Here is a 23,424-nt window from a genome sequence, read left to right on the forward strand (position 1 = left end):
CTTAGCTTATTCGGGAGGTGAAATGGCCTCGTCTCTGCATACATTGCTTGAGAAAATAGTCAAAACCGGCGACCTCGTCGTTACCGGTCCAAACGGACTTCACATTTACGGTGATGGCACCGGAAAGCGGGTGGCCATCAGCTTCACGGATGATGAAGCATCGGAAGACATTGCCAGAGACCCGGCGCTGAAACTGGCAGAAATTTACATGGAACGCCGCATGAATGTCGATGAAGGCGACATTTATGATTTCCTGGCGTTGATCAAGGCCAACACGCTGAGCGAGGCTTTGACCTTTGGCATGATCTGGCGCGGTTTCGCACGCATCATCGCCTCACGCGTCAAAATGCATCTGCCCGTCAATCACAACAAAAGCAATGTCTCACATCACTATGATCTGAGCGCCAAACTGTTTGATCTGTTTCTGGATCAGGACTGGCAATATTCCTGTGCCTATTTCAACCCTCCTGGCATAACGCTGGATGAAGCTCAGGATGCCAAGAAACGGCATATTGCTGCAAAGCTGCTGCTGGAAGAGGGCCAGAGTGTTTTGGAAATCGGCTCCGGCTGGGGCGGCATGGCCATGTATCTGAGCGAAAGTTCAAGCGTTGATGTTACCGGCATTACCCTGAGCGAAGAACAACTGAGAGTCTCTCGCGGTCGCGCATCAAAACGCAATCTCACGGAAAAGGTGCGGTTCGAACTTCAGGATTACAAATATCTGCCGGCCAGAAAATACGACCGTATCGTATCGGTTGGCATGTTCGAACATGTCGGGCCAACCCATTACCGGGAGTATTTCAACAAGGCGGCTGAAGTGCTGGATGACTACGGCGTGATGGTGTTGCATTCCATCGGCCAACCCTATCCCGGCCTTGCGACCAACCCCTTCATTGAAAAATACATATTTCCTGGCGGTTACATCCCGTCCTTGGCGGAGGTGGTGCCTGCGGTGGAAAAGGCTGGATTGCTGGTGCGGGATATCGAAATCCTGCCGATGCATTATGCCCGTACGCTCAGGCACTGGCGGCAAAGGTTCGTCGCCAGAAAGGATGATGCGATCGCCCTTTACGATGAGCGCTTTTTCCGCATGTGGGAGTTTTATCTGGCCGGCTCAGAAATGGCCTTCACCCATGAGAACTTCCATATCTTTCAATTGCAGTTGGCAAAGCGAGGCGATGTAGTACCCGACAACCGCGATTATATCCGCTTGGCGGAAGAGCGTCTGATTGAATTTGAGAAGACCCGACAGCCAATGGAGAAGATCGAGTTCTGATTCACAGTTTCGGACAGGACTTGATACGTCGGGGGTTGCACCGTGTGGTTAACAGATTGGCAAGGGAACACGCTTAACTTGAAATGACAGTATCTGTTTCTCCTTTCTGTTTTGCGTATCCGGAGTTCACCCATGTCCTTTTCAAAGCTGGCTTTGTCAGCCTGCCTTATTCCCTTTTGTTTTGCAGGCGCTGCACAGGCCGAAAGCTGGTTCTCCGGTGACTGGTATCTGAAAGTTGGTGCGGTCGGTTTTTCTGCGCCGAAATATCAGGGTGACAACAAGAACGAGTTCGGCGTTGCGCCCATCATTTCGCTGGGCAAAGTTGGCCCGTCCGCAAAGTTTTCGTCGCGCAATGACAGTGCGTCGTTTGGTCTTCTCGATCAGGGAACATTCCGCGCCGGTGTTGCTGCAAAGCTGATCATGCCACGTGATGAAGGTGATTCTGCTGACCTGCGTGGCATGCAGAAGATCAAGCTCGGCGGTGAACTCGGTGGTTTCGCTGAGGTCTACCCGACAGACTGGGTGCGTGTTCGCGGTGAAGTGCGACAAGGCATTCGCAGCCATAGTGGTGTCGTTGCCGATCTGTCGGCAGATGTCTTTACTGACATCACCCCCGGTCTGCAGATCTCGGCCGGTCCACGTGCGACCTGGGTCAGCAACAAATACAACGACAAATATTATGGCGTAAGTTCTGCAGCTGCCGCCTCCGGTGGGCCCTCGGCCTATAATCCCGATGGCGGTCTGCATTCTGCCGGTGTTGGTGCTGCCATCACCTGGAAGGCAACCGATAATATCGAACTGACCTCCTTTGCCGAATACAAGCGCCTGATGGGTGACGCTGGCAAAAGCACGCTGGTCAGCGAACGTGGTTCGAAGAACCAGTTTGTTGTCGGCATCGGTGCCAGCTACAAATTCGGGTTCAGCGTTCCTTAATCATCCTTGCTTTGCAAAAAGAGCGGGTTTAGAGCCTTTCCTGTCTCATGGTAGCAGGAAAGGCTTGGAAACCCGGGTATGGTTCATAATAGCGATATGACTGGCCGCGTTTCGGACGCGCCATCCGACAATTGGGTTTACCGTTTGCTGCCACGGTGGATCTGGCCCTATGCCCAGCTGGCTCGCTGGGATCGCCCGATCGGTTGGCAGCTTCTGATGTGGCCGTGTTTCTGGTCGGCGGCCCTTGCTGCAAATGCAGCCTTGGCGTCTGGGACATTTTCCTGGGGCCTGCTGGTTTTCCACCTTGTGCTGTTTTTTATCGGCTCGGTTGCCATGCGCGGCGCCGGCTGCACCTATAATGATCTGGTCGATCACCAGATTGACATGGCAGTTGCCCGTACACGCTCCCGCCCGCTGCCGTCGGGCAGGGTGACGCGTAAGCAGGCGAAGATCTTCATCGTGTTGCAATGCCTGGCCGGCCTGTTGGTGTTGATCCAGTTCAATACCTTTTCGTGGGCGCTCGGCGTCTTCTCGCTGATCTTCGTGCTCATTTACCCCTTCGCCAAACGCTTCACCGATTGGCCGCAATTTTTCCTCGGCCTTGCCTTCTGCTGGGGCGCTCTGATGGGATGGTCGGGACAGTTCGGCACGTTGGCGCCTGCCGCATTCCTGTTATATGCGGCGTCGATTGCCTGGACGATTGGCTACGACACGATCTATGCCCATCAGGACAAGGAAGACGACGAGCTGGTTGGCGTGCGCTCAACCGCTCGCCTGTTTGGCGACAACACACGCATATGGCTGATGGGCCTTTACGGGCTGGCGCTTGTGTTGATGGTCATGTCCTTTGCCTCAGCAGGCGTTGGTCTCTTGGCCTATGCTGGTATTGCCGCCGCTGCAGGCATGTTCATTCGCCAGATCGTTGTTCTCGATATCAATGACGGTGACCAGTGCCTTGCGCTGTTCAAATCCAACACGCGGGTCGGGGCATTGGTGTTTGCCGGCCTGTTGCTGCCGCTCTTCGTCAATCTGGTACAATAAAGGAACCCGGCAGGATTGCTCCTGCCGGGTTCTTTTTTGATCTGGAGATCAAGTTCAGGTTCAGTTGCGTGCAATAATTTCCTTGCCTTCGATCTTCATCGCAACGCCCAGCTTGCCGGTGGATCGGCGAACGAGGAAACGTGGGCGACGATTTGCGAAGTACGAGTGACGACGGCGCGGGCGGAGGTCCTGCGGGCGCGGGCCGCCAATATGGTCTTCGAGAGGGCGGGCAACGCCGTCTGCTTCAACCATCAGCATGGGAATACGGTAGGTTTCCGACCAGTTGCGCCAATCGGCAGCGATGTCGCAGAGGTCGTGTGCCACCAGAAGCGGAATGCAAAGTGCCGGATCTTCATGGTGCAGTTCCAGCGTCACCGTGACCTGACCATCACCGTGGTCGATCGCGCGGGCAGCCACGCCCTTGAAAGCGCGGGCTGGAAGGGCGAAGGACAGCGGCAAGCCGCTTGAATTGAGTGTTTTCTTGAGTACGGCGCCGCGTTCATCAAGCGTAATGACAACGTCGGAGCATCCGTCGCGTACTCCGTAAGTAACCTGTTGCGGGAACCGCGCTGGATCGAGTCTGAGTGTCGCTGCGGCCCATTCGGGCTTCAAAACCGTATTTGTCATATTCATGCAACCCTTGTTTTACCTGAGAGCCTTTTGGGCATCTCCCGGGACTTTTCGTCCTCTGATGTTGTGACCATAACGCCTGCACATTCTGGACCGCTTAAAAAACGAGGTTAAAAAACTTTGCATTCCCAGATGGTTAGCAAAATGCCCAATGATCAGGGTTGCGGAAGTGTGAACAGGGACACGACAATTTTTCTCAAATGACGTCGGTCGAACCCGGTTGGTTCAAGCTCCGGGCAAGGCAAAAGCGGCATTTTGCCAACATGGGCGTTCTGTGCGATTTTATCGCACGGGCTTGCCATGTTTTGTTTTGCGGGTGAATTTACGCGAAGGAATACGCGCAATGGTATCGACTTATCTCAGCTACGATCTGATAAACCGGGACATGAAAACCAGTTTGTCGCGCGTGTCCCAGCAAAACCTGGTTGCCAGACAAACTGAATATTACAAGGAAAACATCGGCAAGGTAACGAGCGTCGATGAGTTTCTGGATGATTACCAGCTGTACAATTATGCCATGGATGCCTTCGGTCTGTCCGAAATGAGCTACGCCAAGGCCTTTATGAAACAGGTACTGGAAAGCGATCTGAACGATTCCAACAGCTTTGCCAACAAGCTGACGGATACGCGCTACCGCCAGTTTGCCGAAGCGTTCAATTTCAGCACACCGACAACAACCCTGCAGTCGGACGCTCAGCTGGAAACGATGATCGGCCTTTACAATACCAATGTTGCCGATGCTGATGCGGCAATCACTGAAGAAACCCGCTATTACAATGTCATGATCAAGAGCATTGATCATGTCGACAAGCTGCTGCAAAACGAGCGTTTGCGATCCTACACGTTAAGCGTCTTTGGCATCGACCAGAAGTATTATTCCTATGCCAACATCAAGGGATTGCTGACCAGCGATACCGATGATCCAGACAGCTATTTCAACGTGACCTATGGTGCCAAATACGAAGCCAATACGGCGCGACTGGCTGAAATCAATACCACACTTTCTGAAATCACCAGCCGTGCAACGGCCATTACCAAGGTAAGCGACCTCAATAGCGCCATCACCAGCGGCGATGCGCTGCAGGCGCAGATTGATGCGGCGCAGGAAGAGCTGGATAATGGCGGCGATGAAGAGACACTCAACGCCAAGATCGATGATCTCACGACGCAGCTTGCAAGCGTGTGGAGCAAGGTCGGTGTGGCTGACCGAGACGCTGCTCAAGCAGCAATAACCACCAATCAGGCACTGATCGACGATTACAACACACGTCTGCCGGCGGTTGGTGCCGAAACGACCAATCTGACCACGGCGCTCAACACAGAAAAAACTACGCTGACCACGACCAATGCCGAACTGGATGTGTTCAGGGCGCTCGCCGATGCGTTTGATTTCAACGCCGATGGTACGGTTGCTGCGGGCAGTGCGCAGACCGAAGAAAACCGGATTGTGATGAACAACGCCTATGTTCTGACCAATCCGCGCTCGACCATTGCCAAGGCAGAACTGGAACGTGAATATTTTGAAAGTATGATCAACAGCATAACCTCTGTTGAGCAGATTGCTGGGGGTAGTGGCGTGACCGGGGATGCACGGCTTCTGGCCTATATCCAGACGGCGTTCGACCTGAACGACGCAACGATCATGCCGGCAACGATCAAGAACATTCTGACATCTGATCTCAGCGATCCCACCAACTATATTGCCACTGTCGGCAACAACGATGCACGTTACATCGCGTTGAGAAAAGCCTTCAATTTCCAGACCGATGGAACCCTTGCAGACGGCACACTGCCGCAAACATCGGAGCAGACCCGTATTACCAATATGGGATATATGAGCTACCACAACGACAAGGATGAAGAGGCGGACGAAAAGGCGCTCGCTGCGTTCAAGACGCAGATCAGCACTGTCACGTCGCTCTCAACCTTTATGACCAATTCCAGCGTCTATGATTACGCGCTGAAGGCTGTGGGGCTGGATCCAACCACGGAAAGTGAACGCACCATCAAGGAGGTGCTGAAGAGCGATCTCCAGGACCCGAAAAGTTTCGTTTACACCTTGAAGGACGAACGTTACGTCAAGCTGGCAGAACTGTTCAACTTCAAGTCTGACGGTACCATTGGCTCACCGGTTCTGGCACAATCTGAATTGGATGTGCAGTCGGTTGCGGCAGCCTACATCAACGGACGATCAGCATTTGGCACCGAGGATGAGAAGACCTTGGCCAAAGAAGAGTCCGAATACTACACCGAAGAAATCCAGAACATCAAATCGCTCAAGGATTTGCTTGGCAACGCCCGTCTTTTGGCATTTGCCATGGAAGCGTTCGATATCGATCCGGCCAGCGTGACGACCGAGGAACTCTACAAGATTTTCACGTCCGATCTGGATGACCCGAAAAGCTACATCAACGCTGAAGCCGACTCTGCGTTCCGCCGATTGGTCACCTCCTTCAACTTCGATACCGAAGGCAACCTGATGCGCGAGGATCGCAGCACGATCCAGAACCGCAGCGGTCTTTACGAAACGCTCGACAATTACCTTCTGCAGATGCTGGAAACCCAGGCCGGTGAAGACAATGCCGGTGTGCGCCTTGCGCTTTATTTTCAGCGCATGGCCAAGGATACGACCTCCTATTACACCATTCTTGGTGACACGGCGTTGCAGAAATTCATCAGCACCACCTTTGAAATTCCTGATGAAATGGCCAATGCGGACGTCGACACGCAGGTGACGATGATGAAGCGATATTTCGATATCGAAGATTTCCAGGACGAAGAGAAGGTCAAGAAGCTGATCTCACGCTTCACGGTCATGTATGACATGGTCAACGGCAGCTACAACCCGACACTGGCCATGTTCAGTGGTTCAACGACCATCAGTGCTGACACGCTGCTGGCCGTGGCTACACTTGGGTCCTCTTCGCGATAACCGGAAAGCGCGGGCGCGGTTTATTTTTCAGCAATAACCTTGCCGGGGTTCATGATGCCGGCAGGGTCGAAAGCGGCCTTGATGCGTCGCATCAGATCGATTTCGATCCCATCCCTGACATGGGCGAGTTCGTCACGCTTGAGTTGGCCGATACCGTGCTCCGCTGAAATCGATCCACCACAAACCAAAACAAGACGGTGGACCACGGCATTGACCTCACGCCAGCGGTCAATAAACTCTGCCTTGTCTGCGCCCACCGGCTGGGAAATATTGTAGTGGATGTTGCCATCGCCCATATGGCCGAAAGCGCAGATACGGGCATCCGGAATGAGTTGCAGAACAGCTTTTTCCGCCGCAGCCATAAATTCCGGAATGCTGGAAACCGGCACGGATACATCGTGCTTGATTGAACCACCTTCCGGACGCTGCGCTTCCGACATGCTTTCGCGCATATGCCAGATTGCTTGCCGCTGTGCATCAGAGGCAGCAATGACGGCGTCTTCCACGATGCCGTTTTCGAAACCTTGTTCCAGAAGCGCCTGCATCATTGCATCGGCGGTTTCGCTGGAATCAGATGTCGAAATATCAATCAGCACATACCAACTGTGAGTTGTCGCCAGCGGATCGCGGACACCGGGAATATGTTTGGTGGTGAACTCAACCCCGAGCCGTGGCATCAGTTCAAAGCCGGTAAGGGCCGAACCGCACAGGCTGGTTGCCATTTCAAACAGCGTGAGTGCGGCATGAGGGTTCTTAAGTCCAACAAAAGCAACCTGATGGCCGAGCGGTTTTGGCAGTAGCTTCAAAACGGCAGCGGTAATCACCCCGAGCGTGCCTTCCGAGCCGATGAACAGGTCCCGAAGATCATAACCGGTATTGTCTTTTTTCAGCTTGCGCAGGCCATTCCAGATTTCACCGGTTGGCAAAACGACTTCAAGACCAAGGCAAAGCTGGCGCATGTTGCCATAGGCAAGCACGGCAGTTCCGCCGGCATTGGTGGCCAGATTGCCGCCGATGCGGCAGGAGCCCTGTGACGCAAGCGACAATGGGAACATGCGGTTCACGCTGTCTGCAGCGTGATGAATGTCTTCAAGAATGCATCCCGCATCTGCCACGAGCACATTGGCAACCGGATCGATTTCCCGCACCTTGTTCATGCGTTCAAGCGACAGGATGATGTCGCTGGCTCCGGCCCGGGGAGTTTGACCACCAACAAGGCCGGTATTGCCAGTTTGGGGCACAATGGCTGTACCGCTTTCACTGGCCAGCGTCATGATGCGAGAGACTTCCTCGACCGAGGCAGGTTTCAAAAGCAGGGGTGATGTGCCGTGATAGAGGCCGCGGTTTTCGACGAGACGCGGGGCGATTTCAGCCTGATCCCGAATGGCATATGGCGCGCCAACAATGGCCGTGAACTGCGCAATGAGATCGTCTGAAAGGGCGGCAACAGTCATCATTCACCTTTATGCTTGAAAAGCTTGCCTGATATTATGACCTCGGCGCTGCGGCCCGCGCCAGTCGATCATTGATTGCTTCGCCCAGACCATGCTGCGGAATGGCCGTCACTGCAATGCTGTCTGCACCGCTGGCATCCGCTAGCTTGAGATATCCAAACAGATTGGCGGCAGCCTCGGCCAGATCCGCAGACGGGCTGAGGTTAAGCACGGCTTTCGCCTTATCCTGCCCCGGCAGCGGCGGAATGGTACCAAAGGTGATGACAGCCTCACCAGCCTCAACGCTGGTGGCGTGAAGGCGCACGGTGGCTCCCGGCGCATAATGGGAAGCAAGCATGCCAGGCGCTTCAATGGCCGGAGAGGCTGTCGCGGCACGTAACAGCTTTTTGCCGGTAACACGTTCGATATCTTGGGAGGCAAGACCACCGGGACGCAACAGGCGCAGACGGCCGTCAGGCTCCACCTTCACAATGGTGGATTCGACGCCAACGCCAGCCGAGCCGGCATCGAGAATGAGTTTCACCTTTTCACCCAGATCGTCTTCGACATGGGATGCACTGGTGGGGCTGATCTTGCCGGAACTGTTGGCGCTGGGAGCCGCAAGCGGTTTACCGAATGCCTTGATGAGATCGCCTGCAAAACCTTGGGGTATGCGAATGCCAACCGTGTCGAGACCGGCGGTGGCCAGCGGGTGAATAGCGCTTCCGTCTTTCAGGGGCAAAACAAGTGTCAAAGGGCCGGGCCAGAACGCCTTGGCCAGCGCCAGAGACAGGTCGTCGAACTCGGCGTAACTTTGCGCCATCTCCACATCGGCCATATGGCAGATAAGAGGATTGAAACGCGGGCGACCCTTGGTCTCATAAATGCGGGTAATGGCAGCCGGATTGGTGGCATCTGCGGCAAGGCCATAAACGGTTTCCGTGGGAATGGCCACGGGAAAGCCGCCCGACAGAATAGCCGATGCAGCCTCAAGGGCTTGCTGCGGATGTGTGTGGATGTCGATATGCCGAGCCATGTTGAATTATGCACCGTTCCTGTGGGGTGGTGCATAGCGCATTTTAGGCCTTGATGTGAAGCATGCATTGCAAATGCCGGAAAAACGACGCTGGCGACGTTTGCGGTCAACTCACATTGCCATGATCAGCTTGCGCATTTCTTCCGTGCGCGCACCCAGCGTCAATACGTTCTTGAGTGCCACCTTGGGATCATGCGTGCGAAACAAGAGGCCGTCCTTGTGTACAGACCTGTCGATTTCAACCGTACGACCGTTCACCGAATTCATGGCAATCGCAAAATACATGCGCGAATAGCGCGGGTCGATCTCGACGAAGAAGCCTTCTTTTTCGCCACCAATTTCCGCAAAGAAATTGGCAAAGTAAAAGGACCAGAGGATTTGCCGACGCATATCAAAGCTGGTTTTCGATGCGGTCACATGGCAGTAACCCAGATGCGGGCTTTCCTCGAGCGTCTTGTGAAAGATCATGCTCGGGAACTGGATGGACCGGTGAAAATTGTTGAGATGGCTGTGCGTGGTATAACCGGCTGATTCGAGTTTGCGCCCGGTGCGTTCAGCAACCTCGCCATGCGTCATGTACCGTTTTTCGTTCGGCAGCCAACGCTCTTCATACCGCAGGATACGCCCGGTACGCAGGAATTCCGAATGCATATTGCGCGCACGGGCAGGGGCCTGCTTGCGCGCACTTGCGTCGTAATAACGGATACGTGTTCCCTGTTCCACGCGACATGCTCTCCATGGTCACTGGGCAATGAGTGTAAAATTAAGGGGTTAATACACGGTTTCCGGCAGATTGGCGGGATGACCGCATGTCTGGATGCGACTTCGTGTGTCGGAAAATCAATTAAGGCATTGATTATTCACAATGATAGCCGTGGCATTCCAGATTTATCATGTCGCAAATTGTCGCCAATGCGGAAAACCATGTCGCTGTTTGTGCTGCTGCGCTCCTTCAGGCGTGATTAGATGATCCCAGGACGTTGACAGATGTCGGGCCTGTTCCGGTGTTCTGTTTTGCCAATGAGGGATGTGGCCATGGATTTGCGTGATACCGTTTTGCGCCAGTTGAAGAACCGTCGGGATGGCTTCAGCCTTGAGCAGCCGTTTTACATCGACAAGGATTATTTCCAGCTTGATATGGAAACGATCTGGTATCGCGACTGGCTGTTTATCGGCCATGATTGTGAGGCTCCGAAAGCCGGTAATTATTTCACTGTGCAGATTGGAAATTATGCCGTGGTCATCGTTCGCGGCAAGGATGGCGTTATTCGCGCCTTCCATAATTCCTGTCGCCATCGTGGTTCGCGCGTTTGTACGAGCCACAAAGGCCAGTCGGCGCGTCTTGTCTGCCCTTATCATCAATGGACCTACGACCTTGATGGCAAACTGTTGTTTGCCCGCCATATGGGCGATGATTTCGACAAGAGCGAATTTGGACTGAAGCCAGTCGCCTGCGAAAGTGTTGCCGGTTACATCTTTATCTGTCTGGCGGAAAATCCACTCGATTTCTCGCTGGTACGGGCGCAGGTGGAAGGTTACATGGCGCCGCACCGCATTGCCGATGCGAAGGTCGCCCACGAAAGCACCATCATTGAAAAAGGCAACTGGAAGCTGGTGTGGGAAAATAACCGTGAATGTTACCACTGTGCGGCAAACCACCCGGAACTGTGCCGTACCTATCCGGAAAATCCGAGTGTGACGGGTACGGATGGTGGTGCAGATGACCCAGAAATTGGCGGACACTGGTCTCGTTGCGAAGAGGCGGGTTTGCCTAGCCGCTTCAAGATCGATCCGAGCGGGCAGTTCCGCGTGGCCCGCATGCCGCTGATTGGTGACGCTGAGAGTTACACCATGTCCGGCAAGCGTGCCGTTCAGCGCCCGCTCTCGGATGAAGTCACCATCAGCCACATCGGTACATTGCTGATGTTCCATTACCCAACCACATGGAACCACTTCCTGGGCGATCATACGATTTCCTTCCGCGTGTTGCCGCTAGGACCGGAAGAAACCATGGTCACGACCAAATGGCTGGTGCACAAGGACGCGGTTGAAGGGGTGGATTACAACATTGAGGAACTGACACACGTCTGGAATGAAACCAACGATCAGGATCGCCAGATCGTGGAAGAAAATGCCTTTGGCATTCGCTCACCTGCCTATCAACCTGGGCCGTATTCGATGGTTCATGAAGGTGGCGTTATGCAATTCGTCAATTGGTATGCGGATTTCATGATTGATCGCCTTCAGGGCGACAAGGCAAAACTCTCGGCGGTCGCCTGACGTGGACATGGTGCACTCTTACAAACACCTCGATGAAATGAAGCCGTGGAGCGACAAGCTCCACCTTCTCGAATGCCTGTCCGTGACGCCGGAAACCTCCGATGTCATGACGTTCCTGTTCCGCTCGGAAGGGCCAAACTGGTTCCGCTACATGCCGGGACAGTTCGTCACGCTTGAGCTGCCCGTCGGCAACGAGGTGCTGTTGCGCACCTATACGCTGTCGTCGAGCCCCTCACGGCCCTATGCGTTGTCGGTGACGGTGAAGGCGCAGCCCAATAGTATCGGCACGCGCTGGATGTTCGACAACCTTAAACCGGGCATGAAAATTCGGGCGCTGGGGCCATTTGGTGATTTTTCCTATGTGAAACACCCTGGCGAAAAATATCTGTTCATCTCGGCGGGCTCGGGGATTACACCGATGATGTCGATGGTGCGCGACATGAGTGACCGCGCTCCGCAAAGCGACATCGCGTTCCTGAATTGCTCGCGGTCGCCCTCCGACATTGTGTTCCGGCACGAGTTGGAATATCTGGCGCGCTTCATGCCCAAACTGTCACTCGGCTTCATTGTTGAAAATTGCGGGCGTACGGATCTGTGGTCAGGTCTGAAGGGGATGGTGGACAAGGCCAAGATTGCTCTTCTTGCGCATGACTTCATGGATCGGACAGTGTTTTGCTGCGGACCGGAACCGTTCATGACAGCGGTACGCTCGTTGCTGGAAGCATCCGGTTTCGACATGAGCCGATACCATCAGGAAAGTTTTGCTCCGGCCGCACCTCCTCCGTTAGCTGAAGTGATCGCCGGTGCAGATGGCGAGGTGCTTGCCACAGTAACCTTTACGCTTGCCGGGAAGGAAGCCTTCTGTCAGCCTGGACAAACAATTCTGACGACGGCTCGCGCTGCTGGTGTTCGAATTGGTGCAGCGTGCGAATCTGGAATCTGCGGAACCTGCCGCGTGCTCAAACTTTCCGGGCAGGTCGACATGGCCCATAATGGTGGCATACTCGATGAAGAGATAGAGGAAGGGTATATCCTCGCGTGCTGCTCACGCCCCATAGGAGATGTCAAAGTAGAAGCCTGAATACAATTTACTTTGATTGCTGCATCTAAGTGGAACAAAGTCCTATCCAAGTAGTTATTATTTGGCTGAATATGAAGTTATTGCGCTTCCTGAAATATTTTCATGGAAAGCACAGACAAAAAAACTTCGTGTCGTCATAGACGATCTACTAGGAGGAATACCCATGATGCGATTTCGGATGGCAAGCGTTGCTACGGCAATCGTTATGTGCATGAGCAGCGTTATTCCTGTTCAGGCATTCCAGATGCCCACTGTGCAACAGACGCAGGTCAAGCAGCAGCCGTTACTGCAGGTGCAGTATCGTGATCGTGAGAATAACCGTCTTTACGGTGGGGGCGACAGACCTCGCCGTGACCGTGATTTCCGCCGTGGTCCGCCACCACGTTACGGATGGTATAATGGACACCGTGGTTATTCTGAGCGACGTCCCGGATACCGTTATCACAATGGCTACTGGTTCCCGATGGCTGCTTTTGCCATGGGGGCGATTATCGGTGGTGCCGTACAGGCGCAACCTTCCTATGGTGGAAGCCATACAAGTTGGTGTGCAAACCGTTACAGATCATACCGGGCCTATGACAACAGCTACCAACCTTACAACGGCCCAAGAAGACAGTGTGTCTCACCATACGGCCGATAAGATGGTCCTGTTAACCCGCGATCTGATCGCGGGTTAATTTTTTGCGGGAACTGACGGTTTGACAGGTAGATCGTCGTTAATGCTGGGTTCATGCGACCTGAAATATTGTCATGCTATAGACACCGGAGATATTTTGTCTCGGACGCGATTGATCCGGTGAAATAATAAGGTTCATAACTCTGCTGGCGCAGACTTGCCCAGAGTAGGGAGAAGTCAGATGAGTAACTACGTGAAGAAGTTTGCCGGTTACGGTTTTGCTGCCCTCGTTGCAGTCACCGCAATTGTACCGGCGCAAGCCATGCCGCTGCCGGTGGTTCCAAGCCAGCCCAGCGTTAACCCGGACGTGGTCAACGTCCAATATTACCGTGATTATGATCGTGGCCCGCGTCGTGGTTACCACAACGGTTACCGCGGTTACCGCGAGCCGCGCCCAGGTTACCGCCACCACGATGGCTACTGGTTCCCGCTTGCAGCATTTGCAGCGGGCGCGGTGATTGGTGGCGCGATTGCTGCGCCGAACTACAGACCGGCCCCTGTCTATCGTCCCGCACCAGTGTATCGCCCAGCGCCAGTGTATCGTCCAGCACCTGTTGGTAACCTCAACCCACGTCACTATGACTGGTGTGCGGGCCGTTACCGCTCGTATGACGCCTACAGCAATACGTTCCAGCCGAACTACGGCCCACGCCGACAGTGCCTGTCGCCGTATTTCTGATCAATGTCTAAGCAGTGACTGTTTCACTCCGTCCGGTGGCAAGCCGGGCGGAGTTTTATTTTGTGCCTACCTATTCGCCGTTTTTTCGCATGGGAATTCAATCTGATCATCAAATTGACGTTTACGTAAAAATAAATTAATTCTGGAACATGTTTGCGGAAGCGTGGTCTGTAAGGTCGGGAGGAATGCCGTGCAGGATAACCATATTTTAGTGGAAGGCCCTGAAGACACATCGGGCATTTTGATCATTCGTTTCAATCGTCCGGAAAAAAAGAATGCCATAACGCAGGCCATGTACCGCCGCATGGTGAAAACGCTGAATTTCGCCAATGAAGATGACAGTGTGCGGGTGGTGGTGTTTCTCGGCACGGAAGGTTGTTTTTCTGCCGGTAATGATATGGCCGACTTTTTGAACTACGGCATGGCACAAACGAGTGAACCTCCAGCCGGATTTGAATTCATCAAGGCGCTGGCCGATGTAAAAAAGCCGATGGTCTCCGGTGTCGATGGTCTGGCAATTGGCATTGGCACCACGCTGAACCTGCATTGCGACATGACCATTGCCTCGTCGCGAACCCAGTTCAAGACGCCTTTTGTCGATCTGGCGCTGGTGCCGGAAGCGGCCTCAAGTCTGCTCGCGCCGCGTGTCATGGGGCATCAACGTGCCTTCGCGCTGCTGGCTGCGGGCGAAGGTTTTTCAGCGAAACAGGCGCTGGAAGCCGGCCTGATCTGGAAAATGACCGAGCCTGAAAACGTCGAGGCTGAATCCCTGGAAATAGCACGCAAACTTGCATCCAAGCCGCCTCGCGCATTGCGGATCGCCCGTGACTTGCTGAGGGGAAGTCCTGTCGAAAAGCTGCAGAGAATGGACGAGGAATTTGCGCATTTCAGCGCCCAGCTGAAAAGCGCTGAGGCACGCGCTGCATTCGAGGCCTTCATGCGCCGTTAAGGCTGAGCACAGTACAAGGAGACAGTTGGCAACCAATCGACACTTTACGTGTTGAAGCCAGAGTGCACGGTTCTCAGGGAAACAATGTGATGCGTAAAATTGCCCTTGCCTGTATGGCGCTTGTTTTGTCGACAGCAGCCGAAGGCCGTGAAATGCCTGCCATGTCTGTTGCACCGAAAAACAACCTGCTGCTGGCGCAATCGCAGGGCATGGATTTTAATTCTTCGCAATCACGGCCAAACCGCAACAACCGGGCGCGGTTTGCCTGTGTCATAACTCCGCCGGAGAGCGCGCGTCGTTCGCAGCCCTATGTCTGCCGTGTTGAAACCGGCAGGGCGGGTGGCCGTTGCCGCTGCCCAGGTGTTGTGGGAAGCGGCAATCTTCAGCCGGTCTGGTAATTCAGCTTTTGTCGTTGGATCGGGTCGCCTTACTTTTCAAGCAAGGCGACAGCTTCCACATGCGGTGACCACAGGAACTGGTCAACCGGCACAACGCGCACAATACGATAACCAGCGTCCACCAGAATGGACAAATCGCGTGCCAGCGTCAGCGGATTACAGCTGACAGCCGCAATTTTTTTGACCGTGCTGCGCGCCAGCTCCTTCGATTGTGCTTCTGCACCGGCCCGCGGCGGGTCAAACACAACGGCATCAAATGTCTTGAGTTCGCTGGTCATCAGCGGGCGGCGGAACAGGTCACGTTTCTCCGCTTTGACGGGTTTCAGGCCTTGTGTCTTGCGCGCGCCAGCATCCAGAGCCTTGATCGCCTTGTCATCACCTTCAACCGCAAAAACCTGCGACTTTTCAGCCAGCCGCAGTGAGAAGGTGCCACAGCCAGCAAACAGATCGGCGACACGTTTGGCTTTGCCAAAATGACCGATAACGATGTCGGCCATCGCTTCCTCGGCAGCCATCGTTGCCTGCGTGAAATTGCCCGGTGGCGGATTGACCTCTGCCTTGCCAAATTTCAGGACCGGCTTTTGCGGCTCGATCAGGATTTCACCATTCAAGGACACGCGAGCAATACCTCGCATCGTCAATACGGTCTGGGTCAGCACTTGGCGCTGTTTGTCATTGATAGATTTTATGCCTTCAACGGAAATATCGAGACCGGACAGGCTTTCCAGCACCGTCATGCGGAAGGGTTCGGCGTTCTGCACCATGGCAGTACCAATGGCCCGCAGATCGTTCAGGCGGCTGACAATACCATCTGACGTAACGGGACATTCGGCAATATCGACGATGTGGTGACTGCCAGCCTGGCTGAAACCGAGCAGCATGCTCTTTTCAGTCTTGCGCAGGGCAAAAACTGCCCGTCGGCGTTGTTTCGGCTGACAGGTAACCAGCGCGTCCACCTCCGGTGTCAGGCCCTTGGCTTTCAAGGCGGATACCACAAGATCGCGTTTGAACTCGTGATAGGCGTCATCGCCCATATGCTGCAACGAGCAACCGCCACAGGTACCGCCTTGACCATCTGGACCGAAATGACGACAGAGCGGCGTGCGTCGCTGCGCAGAGGCTTCCGAGATCGACATGATGGTGCCGTGGTCTTTTACCCGTGCAATGGCAACGGTTTCGCCGGGAAGGCTGAATGGCACGTAAACCGTGCCGTCGGGACAGTGTGCAATGCCATCGCCCTGCGCGCCCATGCTCTGGATTTTCACAGTCTGCGTTGTCATTGTTTTTTGCCTCCAAGCAAAAATTCGATGTTTCCGTCTCCGCCACTGATCGGCGAGGGGATAAGGCCAAGACTAGTCCAGCCCATGTCTTCAACCAGCCAACGTTCCAGTTCTCGTGCCACATCAGGTGCCGTTTCCGGTGCCTTGAGCAGGCCAGCCTTGCTGATGGCGTCACGGCCTGCCTCGAACTGCGGTTTGACCAGCAACACGGCGGTTGCTCCGACCTCAGCAAGTTCTAGCGCAGGTGCAAGCGCCAGCTTGAGGGAAATGAATGACACGTCGGAGACGATGAACGTAATTGGTCGCTCGAAAATGTCATCCGGTGTCAGGTAACGCGCATTCAATCCTTCGATGTTGGTGACCAACGGGTTCTGTTCAATGCGGGCATGCATCTGCCCGTGGCCGACGTCGATTGCTGTTACATGGGCTGCACCGCGCTCCAAAAGCACTTCGGTAAAACCACCTGTCGATGCGCCGACATCAAGGCACTCCTGACCTTGTGGGTCGAGCTTGAAATGGTCAAGTGCTGCCACGAGCTTGAGTGCTGCACGCGAGACATAGTCCTGAGCGGGATCGGCAATGGCAATGACCGCATTTGCGCTAAACATCGCGGCCGGTTTGCTGACGAGCTGGCCGTTGACGGTGACGGTGCCCCGTTCAATGGCATCGCGGGCCCGCGAGCGGCTGCTGAATAAATCAAGTGCCACCAGCAACTGGTCCAGGCGTTGTGTTTCTGTTGAGTGAGACATGGGAAGTGTCAATGACTGCGGTCAGCCTTGAACGCAAGCATTTTGTCGAGAAGACCAGTGATCTGACAACCATATGGAAGTCTTTGGCATCATCTTTGCAACGAAAATGGATTGTTCTGACCCATAATTTTGTTGCATGCGCGAAATTGCGGTGCTTTTGGCCAGACGATTAAGTGAATTTAAACGCGCTTATCTGCATGGTGCAGGTGGCTGACCGTCTGGGTCAGGCCGATTTGCCATGACGGCATTCTCATAAAATCCATGTGCCGATACGGCGTTCTTTCACCGTCGGGCGTGGTGCTGTTGATACATCAACTGTTCCGGAAAGAGCATTCAATGTCCTTGAAGAATTTTTCGATCAATTTGAAACTGATCATAACCTTCGTTGCCTTGATGGGGGTCTGTCTGGTGGCATCTGCCGTCGTTTTTTGGCAGACACTTGATACGAAGCGTATTTCCGAAGAGCAGTTCAGAACCGACAAGGTCGTGGAATCGGTTGATGCCGCGCTCGCAGCAATGCTTGAGCAGGCAGTTAACCAGCGTGGCTTCCTGCTGTTTCGCAGTGATAGTACCTATAATGATGTGTTCGCCAACCGCGAATTGATGCTGAACAAGCTCAATGAAGCCCGCACTTATGCAGCTGGCATGCCTGAGATTTTGAAATCCATCGACGCGATGGAAGCATCGGCAACCGTCTTCCACAAGCAGCTTGCCGAGCCGCAAATTGCCGCGCGCAAGACAACGGAAGCGCCTATTTCCGAGATCATCGAGATTGGCCGCAATCAGGCGAAGGGCCAGCTGGATGGCTTCCGGACCAATGCCGCAGCCATCAAGGCCCAGCTCGCCGAACTGTCCGCCTCGCATTATGCGGCTCAGGATGCCGCCCAGTTCAACCTGCAGATGGCGCTGCTTGGCGGTGGTGCCATGGCTGGCGTGATTGCCATTGCTCTCATCCTGCTTCTGGCGCGCGCCATCGCAACGCCAATCGTGCAGATGACGGAATCGATGAGCCGCCTTGCCCAGGGTGACAACACCGTTGAAGTTCCCGCCCTCGACCACAAGGATGAAGTCGGCAAGATGGCGCAGGCCGTGCTGGTCTTCAAACAGGCCGGCATCGAAAAGCTGCGTCTTGCTGATGAAACCGAAAGAATGCGCCTGTCATCCGATGACGAGCGTCGCCGCAATGAGGCCGAGAAGGCACGGGAAGACGCTGAAAACAATGTCGCTGTTGAAGAGCTGGCCAATGGTCTGACGGAACTTTCCAATGGCAACGTCGCCTACCGCATTGAAAAACAGTTTGCGCCGCGTCTCGACTCGCTCAGAAGTGACTTCAACAATTCGCTCGAAAAGCTGCAGCAGACGCTGCGCTCGGTTGGCGAAAATGCATCGGCCATCAATTCCGGCGCTGCTGAAATGCTGTCGGCTGCAGATGACCTGTCCCGCCGCACAGAACAGCAGGCAGCCTCGATCGAGCAGACGGCCGCAGCTCTGGAAGAAGTTACGACCACAGTTCGTGATTCTGCCCGTGGCGCCGAAGAGGCAGGTAGCCTCGTGCAGCGCACCCGCGAAGGTGCCGAGAAGTCCGGTATCGTGGTGCGCAATGCCGTCAACGCCATGAAGGAAATTGAAAAGTCGTCAGGCGAAATCGGCAACATCATCGGTGTGATCGATGACATCGCCTTCCAGACCAACCTTCTGGCACTCAACGCCGGTGTTGAAGCGGCTCGTGCCGGTGAAGCTGGCAAGGGCTTTGCTGTTGTCGCGCAGGAAGTGCGTGAACTGGCGCAGCGCTCTGCCAATGCAGCCAAGGAAATCAAGTCGCTGATCACCGCATCCAGCCAGCAGGTTGAAAACGGTGTGAACCTCGTTGATGAAACCGGCAAGGCACTCGAAAAAATCGTGTCGGATGTCGCTGAAATCAGCACCCATGTCAGCGCCATCGTTGTTGCTGCACGCGAACAGTCCACCGGCCTTCAGGAAATCAACACCGCTGTCAACGCAATGGATCAGGGCACGCAGCAGAACGCGGCCATGGTCGAACAGCAGACCGCAGCCAGCCATTCGTTGGCTCGGGAGGCAGAAGGCCTCAATACGTTGCTGGGTCAGTTCAACATTGGTGCCGTCAACCGCGTTGCGGCAACGGGAACCTCGGCTCTCCGCCAGTCGTCTACACCACGTTCGCCGGTTCAGCCGATTGCCAAAAAGCCGATTATGGGTCGCGGTCCAGTCGCTGCCAATGAAAAGTCACGGCCTGCCGCGTCGCCAGCCCGTTCGCTCGGCCAGACACTGGCACGTGCCTTTAATGCCAAGCCAGCAGAAAGCACTGCCAAGCCGGCAGAGCAGGACTGGACTGAATTCTGATAAGCACTTGCTTTTGCTGCTGTGCTGACGATGTCTCAATCGCAGCATTAACGGGACAATAATCAACGCCGTGCCTCTTCATTGAGGCGCGGCGTTGCTGTTTTGGGATATGCCTGTGGAAACTTGGCTTGGCATTGTGCAGGCAGTTCCTATGGCATGGCAACATGTCTGCAGCGCAATGGCGCACTGCCCCATTCGCCGCATCGTCATATCAGTAATTTCGGGTGGTTGGGCTTTGCGTCGCACACGTTGCGACAGCATGTAATGCGCAACGTGTTTTGATTGGCGTTCTATGCGCTAACGCGATCAGCCTGCGTATCCGGCATCCGGCTGCGCTTGTCCCAGCGCCTTGAATACGGTGCTGACAATACCGGCTCTATCAAGCCCGGCATTGGCATACATGGTTTCCGGTTTGGCCTGTTCGACCCACTGGTCTGGAAGGATCAGCGTGCGAACCTTCAAGCCAGTGTCGAGCAGTCCGGCACTTGCCATGAAATGCAGCACGTGGGCACCAAAACCGCCAGCAGAGCCTTCTTCAATGGTCAGCAGAACTTCGTGATGGCTGGCAAGCTGGCGAATGAGATCGAGGTCCAACGGCTTGGCAAAACGTGCATCAGCAACCGTCGTCGATAGCCCGGCAGCATCCAGATCTTCTGCAGCCATCAGGCATTCGGCAAGTCGAGTACCAAATGACAGTATGGCGACCTTGGAGCCCTGCTTGATGACACGCCCCTTGCCGATTTCAAGGATTTCACCTCGCGCTGGCATGTCGATGCCAACGCCTTCACCGCGTGGGTAACGGAAGGAAATCGGACCCTCGTCATAGGCTGCGGCGGTGCGCACCATATGTTTCAGCTCCGCTTCATCGGCAGCGGCCATAACCACCATGCCGGGCAGGGTGGCAAGGAAGGTGGTGTCGAATGAACCGGCATGGGTTGGGCCATCGGCACCAACAAACCCGGCGCGGTCAATCGGGAAGCGCACGGGTAGCCCCTGAATCGCAACGTCGTGTACGACCTGGTCGTAACCGCGCTGCAGGAAGGTCGAGTAAAGCGCACAGAACGGCTTGTAACCATCAGCGGCAAGACCGGCAGCAAAGGTGACTGCATGCTGTTCAGCAATACCGACATCAAATGTGCGTGACGGAAAGAGATTTGCCAGCTTGTCGAGGCCGGTGCCGTTTGGCATGGCGGCAGTTACGCCAACGATCTTCTCATCAAGGGTCGCTTCCTGCACCAGCGCATCGGCAAACACGCTGGTATAGCTTGGAGCATTTGGCTTGGCCTTGGCCTGGGCGCCCGTTATGACATCGAACTTGTTGACGCCGTGATATTTGTCGGCCGCTGCTTCAGCCGGAGCATATCCCTTGCCCTTTTGTGTCACCACATGGATGAGCACCGGGCCCTGCTGGTTGTCGCGCACATTGCGCAGCACCGGCAAAAGGTGGTCAAAGGAATGGCCGTCAATAGGGCCGATGTGGTAGAAACCAAGCTCTTCAAACAGTGTGCCACCGGTCACGTAACCGCGTGCATGGGTGACGGCACGCGTGATGGCGCGGTCAATCGTCTTGCCAAGATAAGCCGTGAGCTTCTTGCCGAAATCGCGGATGCCCATATAGGTGCGACCGGATGCCAGACGCGCCAAATAGGCGCTCATGGCGCCAGTTGGCGGAGCAATCGACATGTCGTTGTCATTCAGGATGACGATCAAACGCGCATCAAGTGCGCCAGCATTGTTCAGCGCCTCAAAGGCCATGCCAGCGGACATGGAGCCATCACCGATGATGGCAATAACCTTACGGTCGCTTTTGTCGAGTTCGGCCGCCACGGCCATGCCAAGGCCGGCAGAAATCGATGTCGAGGAATGCCCGGCACCAAAATCGTCATATTCGCTTTCGGCGCGCCGGGTAAAACCGGAAAGACCATCTTCCTGTCGCAGAGTACGAATGCGATCGCGCCGACCAGTCAGGATCTTGTGCGGATAACACTGGTGTCCAACGTCGAAGATAAGCCGGTCTTCAGGCGTGTTGAAAACCTTGTGGATTGCAATCGTCAGCTCAACCACACCAAGGCCAGCACCGAGGTGACCGCCGGTACGGGAAACGGCATCGATCATTTCGTCGCGAAGCTCCCGAGCCAGTTGGGGCAGGTCGCGGTCTTCAATCGTTTTCAGATCGGATGGAAACTGCACCCGGTCAAGCAATGGTGTTTCTGGCAATACGGTCAATCGTCCGGCCTTTATTCAAGTGGCTCCAGCAGCGGATAAATTATCGCAAATTTGTCTATTGCGAAATTCTGTTTGAGCAATTGGTCCACTTCTACAAAATGTCAACCTTGAGGCAAGGGAACAAACTCTTCTTCATCGCCCGGAACAATGTCAAACCGTGCGGTTCTCCACTCTTCCTTGGCCTGTTCAATACGGTCTTTTGATGAAGAAACGAAGTTCCACCATATATACCGTTTTGAATTGAGGGCAGCACCCCCAAACAGCATGATATGACAGCCGGTCTGCCCGCCTTTCAGCGTTATATTGTCGCCGGGGCGAAATACCAGCAGTTGATCGGCGGCGAACACATCGCCAGCCACATCCAGTGAGCCGGAAAGAATGTAGATCGCCCGCTCTTCATGCGTAGCATCGAACGGGAAGCTGACGCCCGGTTCAAGGCTGATATCGGCGTAAAGCGTATCGGAATAGGTGGCAACAGGCGAAACCAGCCCGCCCATCGAGCCAACCACTACACGGCCAGATACGCCCTTGATATCGATATCGGGCATATGTTCTCGGCCCGTATGGGCAAAGGCGGGCGCCATCTCTTCGAGATGGTCGGGCAGGGCCAGCCATGTCTGCAGACCAGACATCGACAGCGGGTGCCCGCGCAGGTTTTCCGGTGTGCGCTCCGAATGCACAATGCCGCGACCGGCCGTCATCAGATTGATATCGCCGGGACGAATGACGAGTTCGGTGCCAAGGCTGTCACGATGTTTGATCTCGCCATCAAACAGATAGGTAACGGTTGAGAGGCCAATATGCGGATGTGGTTTCACATCCAGCGCTTCACCGGCTTTCAGTATGGCAGGGCCCATACGGTCAAAAAAGATGAATGGTCCGACAAGACGTCTCTGGCGCGTGGGCAGCGCACGACGCACGGCAAAACCGCCAATGTCGCTGGAGCGCGGAATGATCAGGTTTTCGATCGCGTCGCAACTGAAGGCATCGCCCGCAGCTGGGTCATTACCGGGAAAAAAGGACATTTTGTATTTTCCTTCGTCTTTCCCGGCAAACTAGCACAGCTGTACAAAATTGGCAGAGCACGTCTTGTGAACAGCGTGTACTGTTTTTGAACGGATCAACTTAAAGCGGAAATCCGTCTGAATGACTTATTCGCCGTCCAGTGGCCCAACGCCTTGTGGTGCGCCATTCCGATCGAGGCGAATCTTTTCGATGCGTTTTTCTGCCGCAGTCAGCAGGTTTTCGCAATGTTTCTTCAAAGCTTCGCCGCGCTCGTAAATCTTGATGGAATCATCGAGCGCCACATCACCACGTTCAAGACGGGCCACAATGCTTTCCAGTTCCGCGACAGCCTTTTCAAAGGAATAGCTGCTGACATCGGCTGCTGCGCTTGTCGTGTCCGTCATATTCAACCCTTCATCATTCTCAAGATATGCATGGCTGCCGATTCCGCCAGCCCTT

20 protein-coding genes are annotated in these 23,424 nt (G+C 54.7%); 11 read left to right on the forward strand and 9 right to left on the reverse strand.

Going from position 1 to position 23,424, the window contains the following annotated elements:
- The first annotated feature begins 22 nt into the window (after nucleotides 1–22).
- The 3 genes from RT613_RS17965 to ubiA all read left to right on the forward strand — a co-directional run bounded on the left by RT613_RS17965 (nucleotide 23) and on the right by ubiA (nucleotide 3,250).
- Nucleotides 23–1,276, forward strand: coding sequence for a cyclopropane-fatty-acyl-phospholipid synthase family protein (locus RT613_RS17965; RefSeq protein WP_313617554.1), 1,254 nt, complete (start codon nucleotides 23–25; stop codon nucleotides 1,274–1,276).
- A gap of 132 nt (nucleotides 1,277–1,408) precedes the next feature.
- Nucleotides 1,409–2,209 carry a MipA/OmpV family protein gene (locus tag RT613_RS17970; protein ID WP_313617556.1) on the forward strand — a complete coding sequence of 267 codons (801 nt, stop codon included), beginning with the start codon at nucleotides 1,409–1,411 and terminating at the stop codon, nucleotides 2,207–2,209.
- 78 nt (nucleotides 2,210–2,287) lie between these two features.
- Complete coding sequence (gene ubiA / locus RT613_RS17975) at nucleotides 2,288–3,250, forward strand: 4-hydroxybenzoate octaprenyltransferase (protein WP_313617558.1); 963 nt, start codon at nucleotides 2,288–2,290, stop codon at nucleotides 3,248–3,250.
- A gap of 60 nt (nucleotides 3,251–3,310) precedes the next feature.
- On the opposite strand, the gene RT613_RS17980 is transcribed toward ubiA, so the two are convergent.
- Nucleotides 3,311–3,877 carry a DUF6101 family protein gene (locus RT613_RS17980; RefSeq protein ID WP_192487849.1) on the reverse strand — a complete coding sequence of 189 codons (567 nt, stop codon included), beginning with the start codon at nucleotides 3,875–3,877 and terminating at the stop codon, nucleotides 3,311–3,313.
- A gap of 346 nt (nucleotides 3,878–4,223) precedes the next feature.
- On the opposite strand from RT613_RS17980, the gene RT613_RS17985 reads away from it, so the two are divergent.
- Nucleotides 4,224–6,812: a DUF1217 domain-containing protein gene (locus RT613_RS17985; RefSeq protein WP_313617560.1), complete on the forward strand. Its 2,589-nt coding sequence runs from the start codon at nucleotides 4,224–4,226 to the stop codon at nucleotides 6,810–6,812.
- A gap of 20 nt (nucleotides 6,813–6,832) precedes the next feature.
- On the opposite strand, the gene RT613_RS17990 is transcribed toward RT613_RS17985, so the two are convergent.
- The 3 genes from RT613_RS17990 to RT613_RS18000 form a co-directional block, all read right to left on the reverse strand.
- Nucleotides 6,833–8,269: an FAD-binding oxidoreductase gene (locus RT613_RS17990; protein WP_409558849.1), complete on the reverse strand. Its 1,437-nt coding sequence runs from the start codon at nucleotides 8,267–8,269 to the stop codon at nucleotides 6,833–6,835.
- A 31-nt stretch (nucleotides 8,270–8,300) separates the two neighbouring features.
- Nucleotides 8,301–9,281, reverse strand: a complete 981-nt coding sequence (locus RT613_RS17995) for an L-threonylcarbamoyladenylate synthase (protein ID WP_313617562.1) — start codon at nucleotides 9,279–9,281, stop codon at nucleotides 8,301–8,303.
- 111 nt (nucleotides 9,282–9,392) lie between these two features.
- Nucleotides 9,393–10,004, reverse strand: a complete 612-nt coding sequence (locus tag RT613_RS18000; RefSeq protein ID WP_313617566.1) for a DUF6656 family protein — start codon at nucleotides 10,002–10,004, stop codon at nucleotides 9,393–9,395.
- Nucleotides 10,005–10,316: 312 nt separating this feature from the next.
- Between RT613_RS18000 and RT613_RS18005 the strand changes: the two genes are divergently transcribed.
- The 6 genes from RT613_RS18005 (at nucleotide 10,317) to RT613_RS18030 (ending at nucleotide 15,344) form a co-directional block, all read left to right on the forward strand.
- A complete protein-coding gene (locus tag RT613_RS18005; protein ID WP_313617567.1) occupies nucleotides 10,317–11,561 on the forward strand; it encodes an aromatic ring-hydroxylating dioxygenase subunit alpha in 1,245 nt (414 codons plus the stop codon).
- Between the two features lie 7 nt (nucleotides 11,562–11,568).
- Entirely contained in the window at nucleotides 11,569–12,642 is a 1,074-nt protein-coding gene (locus RT613_RS18010; protein WP_313617589.1) for a hybrid-cluster NAD(P)-dependent oxidoreductase, read from the forward strand.
- A gap of 163 nt (nucleotides 12,643–12,805) precedes the next feature.
- The gene (locus tag RT613_RS18015) at nucleotides 12,806–13,282 is read left to right on the forward strand and encodes a BA14K family protein (protein WP_313617568.1); all 477 of its coding nucleotides are present in this window, start codon (nucleotides 12,806–12,808) and stop codon (nucleotides 13,280–13,282) included.
- A gap of 217 nt (nucleotides 13,283–13,499) precedes the next feature.
- Entirely contained in the window at nucleotides 13,500–13,997 is a 498-nt protein-coding gene (locus RT613_RS18020; protein ID WP_313617570.1) for a BA14K family protein, read from the forward strand.
- Nucleotides 13,998–14,187: 190 nt separating this feature from the next.
- A complete protein-coding gene (locus tag RT613_RS18025; RefSeq protein ID WP_313617572.1) occupies nucleotides 14,188–14,946 on the forward strand; it encodes a crotonase/enoyl-CoA hydratase family protein in 759 nt (252 codons plus the stop codon).
- 89 nt (nucleotides 14,947–15,035) lie between these two features.
- Complete coding sequence (locus RT613_RS18030; protein WP_313617574.1) at nucleotides 15,036–15,344, forward strand: hypothetical protein; 309 nt, start codon at nucleotides 15,036–15,038, stop codon at nucleotides 15,342–15,344.
- Between the two features lie 29 nt (nucleotides 15,345–15,373).
- On the opposite strand, the gene RT613_RS18035 is transcribed toward RT613_RS18030, so the two are convergent.
- Together RT613_RS18035 and RT613_RS18040 are read right to left on the reverse strand one after the other, a co-directional pair.
- Nucleotides 15,374–16,624, reverse strand: a complete 1,251-nt coding sequence (locus RT613_RS18035; protein WP_313617576.1) for a class I SAM-dependent RNA methyltransferase — start codon at nucleotides 16,622–16,624, stop codon at nucleotides 15,374–15,376.
- Nucleotides 16,621–17,373 (reverse strand): TlyA family RNA methyltransferase, encoded by a 753-nt coding sequence (locus RT613_RS18040; RefSeq protein WP_313617578.1) that lies wholly within the window; start codon nucleotides 17,371–17,373, stop codon nucleotides 16,621–16,623. The genes RT613_RS18035 and RT613_RS18040 overlap by 4 nt, the downstream gene beginning before the upstream one ends.
- A gap of 336 nt (nucleotides 17,374–17,709) precedes the next feature.
- Here RT613_RS18040 and RT613_RS18045 point away from each other — a divergent pair, with 336 nt between their 5' ends.
- Complete coding sequence (locus tag RT613_RS18045; protein WP_313617579.1) at nucleotides 17,710–19,734, forward strand: methyl-accepting chemotaxis protein; 2,025 nt, start codon at nucleotides 17,710–17,712, stop codon at nucleotides 19,732–19,734.
- A gap of 306 nt (nucleotides 19,735–20,040) precedes the next feature.
- Here RT613_RS18045 and dxs read toward each other — a convergent pair whose 3' ends face one another.
- The 3 genes from dxs to RT613_RS18060 form a co-directional block, all read right to left on the reverse strand.
- Complete coding sequence (gene dxs / locus RT613_RS18050) at nucleotides 20,041–21,960, reverse strand: 1-deoxy-D-xylulose-5-phosphate synthase (RefSeq protein WP_313617580.1); 1,920 nt, start codon at nucleotides 21,958–21,960, stop codon at nucleotides 20,041–20,043.
- Between the two features lie 101 nt (nucleotides 21,961–22,061).
- Nucleotides 22,062–22,985: a pirin family protein gene (locus tag RT613_RS18055; RefSeq protein ID WP_313617582.1), complete on the reverse strand. Its 924-nt coding sequence runs from the start codon at nucleotides 22,983–22,985 to the stop codon at nucleotides 22,062–22,064.
- A gap of 126 nt (nucleotides 22,986–23,111) precedes the next feature.
- Nucleotides 23,112–23,369 carry an exodeoxyribonuclease VII small subunit gene (locus RT613_RS18060; protein ID WP_313617591.1) on the reverse strand — a complete coding sequence of 86 codons (258 nt, stop codon included), beginning with the start codon at nucleotides 23,367–23,369 and terminating at the stop codon, nucleotides 23,112–23,114.
- Nucleotides 23,370–23,424: the final 55 nt, after the last annotated feature.

Source organism: Agrobacterium sp. (assembly GCF_032092815.1).
Classification (GTDB): domain Bacteria; phylum Pseudomonadota; class Alphaproteobacteria; order Rhizobiales; family Rhizobiaceae; genus Agrobacterium.

What these genes read in the sequence shown, in the direction of transcription:
- RT613_RS17965 (WP_313617554.1), top strand. Translation starts at nt 23, where the DNA reads ATGGCCTCGTCTCTGCATACATTGCTTGAGAAAATAGTCAAAACCGGC.
- RT613_RS17970 (WP_313617556.1), top strand. Translation starts at nt 1,409, where the DNA reads ATGTCCTTTTCAAAGCTGGCTTTGTCAGCCTGCCTTATTCCCTTTTGT.
- ubiA (WP_313617558.1), top strand. Translation starts at nt 2,288, where the DNA reads ATGGTTCATAATAGCGATATGACTGGCCGCGTTTCGGACGCGCCATCC.
- RT613_RS17980 (WP_192487849.1), bottom strand. Translation starts at nt 3,877, where the DNA reads ATGACAAATACGGTTTTGAAGCCCGAATGGGCCGCAGCGACACTCAGA.
- RT613_RS17985 (WP_313617560.1), top strand. Translation starts at nt 4,224, where the DNA reads ATGGTATCGACTTATCTCAGCTACGATCTGATAAACCGGGACATGAAA.
- RT613_RS17990 (WP_409558849.1), bottom strand. Translation starts at nt 8,269, where the DNA reads ATGATGACTGTTGCCGCCCTTTCAGACGATCTCATTGCGCAGTTCACG.
- RT613_RS17995 (WP_313617562.1), bottom strand. Translation starts at nt 9,281, where the DNA reads ATGGCTCGGCATATCGACATCCACACACATCCGCAGCAAGCCCTTGAG.
- RT613_RS18005 (WP_313617567.1), top strand. Translation starts at nt 10,317, where the DNA reads ATGGATTTGCGTGATACCGTTTTGCGCCAGTTGAAGAACCGTCGGGAT.
- RT613_RS18010 (WP_313617589.1), top strand. Translation starts at nt 11,569, where the DNA reads ATGGTGCACTCTTACAAACACCTCGATGAAATGAAGCCGTGGAGCGAC.
- RT613_RS18015 (WP_313617568.1), top strand. Translation starts at nt 12,806, where the DNA reads ATGATGCGATTTCGGATGGCAAGCGTTGCTACGGCAATCGTTATGTGC.
- RT613_RS18020 (WP_313617570.1), top strand. Translation starts at nt 13,500, where the DNA reads ATGAGTAACTACGTGAAGAAGTTTGCCGGTTACGGTTTTGCTGCCCTC.
- RT613_RS18030 (WP_313617574.1), top strand. Translation starts at nt 15,036, where the DNA reads ATGCGTAAAATTGCCCTTGCCTGTATGGCGCTTGTTTTGTCGACAGCA.
- RT613_RS18035 (WP_313617576.1), bottom strand. Translation starts at nt 16,624, where the DNA reads ATGACAACGCAGACTGTGAAAATCCAGAGCATGGGCGCGCAGGGCGAT.
- RT613_RS18040 (WP_313617578.1), bottom strand. Translation starts at nt 17,373, where the DNA reads ATGTCTCACTCAACAGAAACACAACGCCTGGACCAGTTGCTGGTGGCA.
- RT613_RS18045 (WP_313617579.1), top strand. Translation starts at nt 17,710, where the DNA reads ATGTCCTTGAAGAATTTTTCGATCAATTTGAAACTGATCATAACCTTC.
- RT613_RS18055 (WP_313617582.1), bottom strand. Translation starts at nt 22,985, where the DNA reads ATGTCCTTTTTTCCCGGTAATGACCCAGCTGCGGGCGATGCCTTCAGT.
- RT613_RS18060 (WP_313617591.1), bottom strand. Translation starts at nt 23,369, where the DNA reads ATGACGGACACGACAAGCGCAGCAGCCGATGTCAGCAGCTATTCCTTT.